Consider the following 8,082-nt stretch of genomic DNA (forward strand, 5'->3'; position numbering starts at 1 on the left):
CACCGACAGTCCTGGAACCTCCAGCACGGTGATCTGTACATGAAACACTTCCGCCAACGAACCGGAAGCGAAAATTTCACGCGGCGTGCCAAATTGAACCACTTTCCCGTCTTGCAGCAGCAGCAGTCGGTCGCAATACTGGGCGGCCAGATTCAAATCGTGCAGCACCGCCACCCAGGCCAGCCCATTTTGTTGTTCCCGTTTCAGCAGCGTCAATAGCTCCAACTGATGGAACAGATCGAGATAAGTAGTTGGTTCATCCAGCAACAGCAATTCCGGCTGCTGCGCCAACACCTGCGCCAGCAAGACCCGCTGCCGCTCGCCGCCGCTCACCTCATCGAGCGTGCGGTCGCGAAGATGCCACGTGCATGTCCGTTCCATGCTGGAGCGGCAGATGTGATGATCGATCTCCCGTTCCGCTTGAAACCTACCAAGAAATGGATAACGAGCGAGCATCACCGTTTCATACGCAGTAAATTGCGGTGCCGCGTGCGAGATCTGCTGCATGAAGGCGATTCGTTGCGCCAGTTCCTTTCTTCGATAGGCGTGGATCGGCTTGTCGTACAAACGGGCGCTTCCTTCCGTCGGGGCAAGATGTCCGCCGAGCACTTGCAGCAGGGTGGATTTGCCCGCTCCGTTCGGGCCGATGATGCCGACGCTTTGCCCTTTCTCCAGGCAAAAATCCACCGCTTGCAAAACGGGCTTTCCGCCCAGATACACAGAAACCTGTTCGAGCCGGATCACCACATCCCCCTCCTGCTTCTGCGAAGCTGCCAGGCAAAAAATGGAACACCGACCGCCGCAGTGACCACCCCGATCGACAGTTCGAACGGAGGAACGACCGAACGGGCAATCGCGTCGCACAGCACCAGAAAAATCCCGCCCGCCAGTGTCGCCAACGGAATCAGAACCCGGTGGTCCGATCCCGTCACCATGCGCACCACATGCGGAATCACGAGCCCGACAAAGCCGATGATGCCCGCCGAGGACACGGCGACGGCGGTGACCAGCGAAGCGGTCAACAACAGGATCCACTTCGTTCGTTCCACGTGTACGCCGAGCGAGGCGGCCCCTTTTTCCCCCATCGCGAAAGCGTTCAACTCGCGGCTGCACGACCAGATTACGACGAATCCCAACAAGAAAAACGGCAGCACCGTCAGGCCGTGCTCCCAGCCCCGCAAGGCCAGGCTGCCCAGCAGCCAGAGGACGATCTGCTGCGTCTTGTTGTCAGCCACCATCGTCAGCGCAAATGTCAGAATCGCCCCGAACAGCGAATTCACCACGACGCCGGACAGGATCAACGTTTCAGGCCGCAGCCTTCGTTCCGTCCTCCCCAGCCAAAACACCAGCAAAAGGGCCAGCATTGCGCCCAAAAACGCCGCCACGGGCACGGCAAAGCGGCCGAGTACGGCAACAGTCAGGGCGAGCCGATCGAGCCCCGTTCCATGCCAAGCAAGCCCGCCCGTCACCGCAGCTCCCGCCCCCAACGCAATGATCGTGGCCGCGCCCGCGGAAGCACCGGCAGACACACCCAAAATATACGGATCTGCCAAAGGATTGCGCAGCACCCCCTGGAATGCGACGCCTGCCAGCGACAGGGAAGCCCCGACCAGGATGCCCAGCAGCACCCGCGGCAGGCGGATTTTGCCGATGATGGCCGCTTCTGTTTCGCTCCAGTTGGGGGTGATGATCGGTTCGGCAAACGGCAGGTGGCCGAGGATATAGCCGATCGAATGAGAAAGCGGGATATGGGAACTCCCGACGGAAATTCCCACACCCGCACTGAAGATCAGGAACAGGGACAGGATCCCCGTCCCCAGCAACAGCTTGCGCGTATTCATCACTTGAACAGCTCGGGATGGATCGCCTTCGCGAACAGTTCCAATCCCTCAACCAGTCTCGGACCCGGACGCGACACAAGGTTGGTGTCCACCGCCACCACTTTCTTGTCCTTGACGGCAGCGATTTTGTCCCAACCGGGCCGGGCGGCGATCTCTTTTTGCACATCAGCCGTTACGCCGTGCGTGGAGATAATCACCTGTGGATTTTTCGCCACGACCTGTTCCGCGCTGATTTTTGCCCAACCGTTCACATCGCCGAACGCGTTCTTGGCGCCCGCCAGCTGAACTAGTTCATCCATAAATGTGCCTTTGCCCGCCGTGAAAATATCCGGCGCGGGCGACACTTCCACATACACAAGCGGTTTTTTGTCGTCCGCCAGGCTCTGCAGTTTCGATTTGATGTCGGCCACTTTTTTCTCCATGCCCCGCACAACTTCTTCCGCTTTTCCTGACGTGTTGGTGATCTTGCCGATGTCACGGATGTTTTGCTGCACATCGGCAAGTGTCTTCGGCTCGACGGCAAATACGGTAATGCCCAGCTTGCGCAGCGCTTCGATCGCCTTGCTGTTGAGGGAGGCACCGCCCAGTACAAGATCCGGTTTTTGCGCAACCACTTTTTCCGTATCGGTGTTCATGTCGCCGATCACCGGTTTATTCTTGGCTTCCGCCGGATAATCGGAAAATTTGTCAACACCGACCACCTTGTCGCCAAGGCCCAGCGCAAACAGAATTTCCGTATCACTCGGAGCGAGTGACACAATCCGCTGCGGTTCTTTCTGAACCGTCACGTCCGTTCCGGTCGCATCCTTGATCGTCAACGGATAGGAAGTCTGCCCCGCGGTTTTCGTTTCGTTTCCGGCCGGTTGCTGCGGCGCCGGCTGAGATTTGGATGCGCAACCTGCCGCAAGCCCGGCGGTCAACACCAGGGCGGTTGCGATCGCTGTAAGTTTTCGCATGCTGATTTCTCCCCTTTTTTGATGTCGACAAAAACAAACGCCCCCAACCGGCGGTCAGGGGCGGGCACAGCAAAAAAAGCCTCGCTCGCCACATCCCTTTCCGCGAAGGTTGTGGAACACGCGAATTGGCAGGTCTCCTGGCTTGAGTTCATCGCTTCCGTTCGCCTTCCCGAACCTTCCCACCGAAGCCGCATCAAGCGCCGCCCCCAAACGGCATATAGGGCGACTTGGCCATTCATTGCCTTAGCGCTTGCAGCCTATTCCGATTCCTTCGGCGGGCCCCGAAGCCAGCACTGTACTGGCCGAGGGCGGCAGTGGCATCCAGGAACGAAAGCTCCCTCTCACAGTGGCGGGACCGCATCGGATTTGCACCGATTTCCCTATTCTCTCTCGTGAAAGAGCACCAATCCACTTGCTATGTACTTGTCTCTGTGCATTAGCATAGAACCATTGGCGAATCTTGTCAACCGCCATCGTTCGCCGCTTTACTTTTTCTTCTTTTTCGCGTTGCTGGCCGCAAAATTCTTGGCGCTCATGTTTTTCATCTGCCGCGTGATTTGCGCCAGCTGCTTTTTGTTCAGATTGCGGCCCATGCTGCGCGCCATCGCCGCGATTTCCTCTTCCGACATCTGCATGTTCGCCATCTGTTTCTTCAAATATTGGACCGCGCCGTAAAATCCGGCAACCGCCCCCAAAAGAAAACTAACAACCCCGATTACCCAATACAACCAGACCATGTTTTCACTCCTGCTTCCGTTGTTTCGATTTCAGAATGCGTTGCGAAAATGAAGAAGATCCGGAGCTTGTCCGCCGTCCGATCTCCGTATGCTGATCATATCAAACCGGTAGCGGGACGCGCAAACCGAATTCGCCGCCAAAAAAGCAGCCGCCACCTGCCGTACCTTCCTCTGTTTCCGCCAATCGACCGATTCGGCCGCCGTGCCAAACCGGTTGGACGACCTCGTGCGCACTTCTACAAAAACCAGATCGGCGCCGTCCAACGCCACGATGTCAATCTCGCCGTAGCGGCATCGCCAGTTGACGGCCACGATCTCCCATCCCATCGATTCGAGATGACGACGTGCCACCGATTCTCCCCAGCGTCCGCGTTCGACCCGCCGGTCTTTCATGGTACATTCTCCGTTTTCCCTGCCGCTTTTCGTTCCAAATGCTGCACGAACGCCAGGATTTCCGCCACCGCCTGGTACAGTTCCGGCGGAATCTCGCGTCCCACGTCAAACGCCAGCAATGTTTCGACCAGCACCGGATCCTGATGGACGGGCACCCCGTGTTCATTCGCCAGTTCGATGATCCGCTGGCCGATTTCCCCTTGGCCGCTGGCGACGATTTTCGGCGCCTGGTCGACAGCGGGATCGTAAGCCAGGGCAGCCGCTTTTTTCGGTTGATTGCGCTGCATATCCGGTCACCTCATCGCAAGTGGATCGGTGCAAAAAGCCGGTTGTGTATCCGGTTCCTGCTACCCGGTTGGTTCACGCCCTTAAATCGAACGTTCCGTTCGCAAATGGCACATTTGCCTGGAAAAATGGGTCGGTCCCATCCACTTTCCCGATCTCCTGCCGAACAGTTCCCAGTTGATAGCCAGCTTGCTGCAGCCCCTGCCGCAACGCGGCCAAGTCCACACCGTCCAATCGGATGGGGACGTCCGCCTCGGCGATCAGGCGGATCGACACCAGACGCTCGACGACTTGCACATGCACCCCCACTTTTCCAATTGTCGGCAACTGCAACTGGAAATACAGGTAGCAATTGAACGGGTCGAGGTGCTTGCCTGCTTTTTTGCGGGTCAGCAGGTGAATCTTTGCATCCGCGGGCTGTTCGCCGACGCGGATCGGCAGCGCAAAGAAATGATAGAAGAAAGGGCTCGCATCATCTTTTCGCGAATGCATCAATTGTTGGCCGGTCAGGTGCTGCAGGATTTGGTCAAGTGCCGGATCATTCGGAGGTGCTTGCAGTTGGGTCAAGACGACTGATTTCAGGGTGTCGGGCAAGGCCATCTCGGCCCCCGTCCTCTGCAGCAAGCCGAGCTTATGTTCATGGTCCAGCCCCAACCGTCTTACCGCCGATTGCAATGCGATCACCCGTTCTTGCGGGGACAATTGGACAAACCGCTCCAGTTCCAGCATCACGTCTGCAAGCGGAAAGCCTGGCCGCACGCTTGCTGGCGCTTCAGGAGCGGTGCCGGAACGGGGGGCAACGGCCGCCTTGGGAAGCGCGGTGGCACGCCCATCAACATCCAATCCAGAACCTGTACCCACGCCAAACGTGGACCCAGCAGCCGTGCTGGTGGATGCGTGAAACGCTCTTGCAGAAGCTGTACCGCCACGTGCCCCATCCATCGGGGCAGAGCCGGTATCAGCACCTGTGAGGTCGAATCTCCCCGGGATCGAGCCGCCCGCTTCCGCACTGTCCGGTAGCGGGTGGCGGGTGGCAGGCGACGAATGATCACCGGAAAGAGATTCCCAGACCGACGCCTCTGTGAGCAGTTCACTGAGAGAAGGTCCATTCCATAACGCTTTCACCGCTTGAAACGTGGCCGCAGTCAAGGGGATATTCCTTCTTGCCATTTCGACCAAAACGTCGAGGGATTGGGCCAACCTCTGACTGTTCGCCGCTTCTTGCATGGTCGAACCGGCAGACTGTCCCGTTGTCAACGCCCTCTGTGGAACGCCCTCTGCCGCTTGTTCCAACAGTGCTTCGATCGTCTGCACCAACACGGGAGTGACCGATTGTCCCCCGTTCAACAGCCTGCTGACAATTTGCCGGGTCAACGGCGTGTTACGCAGCCCCAGATTTTGCAGCAGTCTGGAGAGCGACTGGGGTCCGGCTTCACTGGACGCCGCTTGCTGCAGCAACTCCGGTGCCGCATTGCCCGATAGGCCATCTTTTGCAAAAGGGCTGACCTTCAGTTCCCACATGCCGTTATCCGTCTGGCCTATCACTACCAGCGGAACAATCGCCCCTTTGGGAAGCGGGGTTTGCAACTGCGCCCGGACCGTTTCCCCCCTGATTTGCAAAATGGCGGAGCGGTCGTCCGCCATTTCGACCAGCGTTGCATGTACCAGCTCACCGATTGCCAGCTGCAGACCCGGACGGGTGGGATCGGCACGCAGCGTCTGCCCCGAGATTTGCAACAACGATAGCCGAATGTTCACATGGATCCCTCCTGCAGCTGACTTTTGGAAAACCGCCGCCTGCACTCCCGACACCGCACTCCGTCAAACTCACACACGTTCCAGTACCGCAGCCACCGGGGCAAACGAACGGCGGTGGATGGGGCAAGGACCGTATTTTTGCAATGCTTCGATATGCTCCGGCGTGTGGTATCCCATATGCTTCTCGAAACCGTATTTCGGGTATAACTTGCCGTATTCCTGCATCAGGCGGTCACGGGTAACTTTCGCCAAAATCGAAGCGGCCGCAATCGAATGGCTCTTGGCGTCTCCCTGCACCACCGGCAGTTGCGGAATCTCCACGCCGGGGATTGTCACTGCATCGTTCAGCAGATGATCCGGCTGTACTTGCAACGCCTGGATCGCCCGCCGCATCGCTTCGTATGTAGACTGCAAAATATTGTATGTATCGATATAGTCGACGTCCACGATGCCTACACCGTAAGCGAGCGCGTTCGCCTGGATCACGTCAAAAAGCCGCTCCCGTTCTTCCGGTGCCAGCTGTTTGGAATCGTTCAATCCGGGAATCTCAATCCCTAACGGCAGAATACAGGCGCCTGCCACAACCGGTCCCGCCAATGGCCCGCGGCCCGCTTCGTCAACGCCCGCGATTGCCTGATATCCCTGCGCGGCAAGCGTCCGTTCATAGTCCCAAAGCTTTGCCATCCGCTCCCGCTCCGCTCGCGCCCGCGCCCGTTTTTTCAGATACGATTCAGCGATGGCCCGCACGCCCGCACGAGTGTCCCGCCGCATCCGGTCGAGGATGTGATCCGGCACGTCCGTTTGCTTGTCCAGCCAGGACCGGATTTGTTCGATCGTTTGCTGTTTCAGATTGATCATCGGTGTATCTCTCCTTACACCTGACAAATTCGGCGCTCTTTGGCCAGTTCCTGCCGTTTGCTGAACAAAAACTATTGCAGATGCCAACCGAACTGCCATTGTTTTCAGTCATTTCGGCAGCGAACAAATACCCTTTAGGGTCCATCCTGGCACCTCCGAATATTTATGCAAAAGTATCGATTTACTTCCACTGCTCTAGAACCTGCACCTCATGATCGGAATGGCTCAATCGATAATCCCCTGCCGGATCGCTTCCGCCACCGCCTGCGACCGGTGCTGGACGCCCATTTTGCGGATGGCCGACTGGACGTAATCGCGGATTGTGAACTGGCTGATCCGCAGTGCCGCTGCCAACTGCTTGATGCTTTCACCGCACGAAATGACGAGCGATGACAAGCCAAATTCCTGCACAAACCACCATTTCCAACCTTCGTTCAAGGCAGTGGTCAGCCGCCAGCTCCCGGACGAATGTTTGCACGCGCATGCTTGACACGGACATTGCCTCCCTACGTTTTCAGGGATAGGATACGACCTGATCCACCGGTATCCTATACATGTACGCACTTACATTGTACCAAAGTTCTGGGTTTTGTTGTAAATATTTTCAAAATTGATTGATTTGTTTTGGGGAGGGGATGGCCACATGCGATCCGAAATGCTCACGACCAGCCCGCGTGGATTGCGGGCGAAGAAGCGGCCACGCTGGATCTGCTGCCGCTGCTCATGGTCGTCGCACAGGAAGGACGGATCGAAGAAGAGATGTTCTTGACCACTTTCCTGTTCGAGGAAGCCAAACACACCGAATTTTTCCGGCTGCTGCTTGACGCGATCGGGGAAACGGGCGACCTTTCGCATTTCCACAGCGCCACGTACCGCAAAATTTTCTACGAAATTTTACCGGAAGCGATGAACCGTCTGCTGCGCGCCCCATGGTTGCAGAAGCCTCCACCGTCTACAACATGTTCATCGAAGGAGTGCTGGCGGAAGTTGTGTCCGGTATTATGTGTAAAAAGGATCTGAAATAGGAAGAGTCATTTCAATCCTCTTTTTGGGAATCATGGAGTTTGTCTACAACAATATCCCAAGGAGGAATCGAAATGACTCACTTCCATCTTACCCTTTCCGCAGAAGAATTACACCAACTGCTTACAACACATGGCAAACTGGCTCCATCTCTCATGCAGTCGTTTTTGAACCAACTCTTACAGAAGCAAGCATCGGAGCAGATCCAAGCGGAACCCTACGAGCGAACCC

Annotated in this window: 8 protein-coding genes, 2 pseudogenes and 1 riboswitch; of the genes and pseudogenes, 1 reads left to right on the top strand and 9 read right to left on the bottom strand. The window is 57.1% G+C overall.

All coding sequences use genetic code 11. The features are described from left to right. Window positions 1–237: 237 nt before the first annotated feature. The 9 genes and pseudogenes from C230_RS23995 to C230_RS23005 form a co-directional block, all read right to left on the bottom strand. Window positions 238–747 (bottom strand): annotated as a pseudogene (locus tag C230_RS23995) (ABC transporter ATP-binding protein); the annotation flags it as partial. Next, window positions 741–1,841: a FecCD family ABC transporter permease gene (locus C230_RS0113525; protein WP_018132584.1), complete on the bottom strand. Its 1,101-nt coding sequence runs from the start codon at window positions 1,839–1,841 to the stop codon at window positions 741–743. The pseudogene C230_RS23995 and the gene C230_RS0113525, both read right to left, overlap by 7 nt. Further along, window positions 1,841–2,797 carry an ABC transporter substrate-binding protein gene (locus tag C230_RS0113530; protein ID WP_018132585.1) on the bottom strand — a complete coding sequence of 319 codons (957 nt, stop codon included), beginning with the start codon at window positions 2,795–2,797 and terminating at the stop codon, window positions 1,841–1,843. Before C230_RS0113530 ends, C230_RS0113525 begins: the two co-directional genes overlap by 1 nt. Before the next feature lie 110 nt (window positions 2,798–2,907). After that, window positions 2,908–3,220: riboswitch (cobalamin riboswitch) on the bottom strand. Window positions 3,221–3,282: 62 nt separating this feature from the next. After that, window positions 3,283–3,534, bottom strand: coding sequence for a YneF family protein (locus tag C230_RS0113535; RefSeq protein WP_018132586.1), 252 nt, complete (start codon window positions 3,532–3,534; stop codon window positions 3,283–3,285). A gap of 30 nt (window positions 3,535–3,564) precedes the next feature. Further along, the gene (locus C230_RS0113540; RefSeq protein WP_018132587.1) at window positions 3,565–3,927 is read right to left on the bottom strand and encodes a YraN family protein; all 363 of its coding nucleotides are present in this window, start codon (window positions 3,925–3,927) and stop codon (window positions 3,565–3,567) included. Continuing rightward, on the bottom strand, window positions 3,924–4,214 hold the full coding sequence (locus C230_RS0113545) for an EscU/YscU/HrcU family type III secretion system export apparatus switch protein (RefSeq protein ID WP_018132588.1): 291 nt from the start codon (window positions 4,212–4,214) through the stop codon (window positions 3,924–3,926). Before C230_RS0113545 ends, C230_RS0113540 begins: the two co-directional genes overlap by 4 nt. A gap of 73 nt (window positions 4,215–4,287) precedes the next feature. Next, a complete protein-coding gene (locus C230_RS0113550; RefSeq protein ID WP_018132589.1) occupies window positions 4,288–5,970 on the bottom strand; it encodes a hypothetical protein in 1,683 nt (560 codons plus the stop codon). Window positions 5,971–6,039: 69 nt separating this feature from the next. Further along, the gene (locus tag C230_RS0113555) at window positions 6,040–6,819 is read right to left on the bottom strand and encodes a ribonuclease HII (RefSeq protein WP_026174316.1); all 780 of its coding nucleotides are present in this window, start codon (window positions 6,817–6,819) and stop codon (window positions 6,040–6,042) included. Between the two features lie 234 nt (window positions 6,820–7,053). Beyond that, window positions 7,054–7,266, bottom strand: coding sequence for a response regulator transcription factor (locus C230_RS23005; RefSeq protein ID WP_018132591.1), 213 nt, complete (start codon window positions 7,264–7,266; stop codon window positions 7,054–7,056). A 237-nt stretch (window positions 7,267–7,503) separates the two neighbouring features. Between C230_RS23005 and C230_RS23410 the strand changes: the two are divergent. Then, window positions 7,504–7,814: pseudogene (locus C230_RS23410) on the top strand (R2-like ligand-binding oxidase); the annotation flags it as partial. Window positions 7,815–8,082: the final 268 nt, after the last annotated feature.

This window comes from Effusibacillus pohliae DSM 22757, from assembly GCF_000376225.1.
Classification (GTDB): Bacteria; Bacillota; Bacilli; order Tumebacillales; family Effusibacillaceae; genus Effusibacillus; species Effusibacillus pohliae.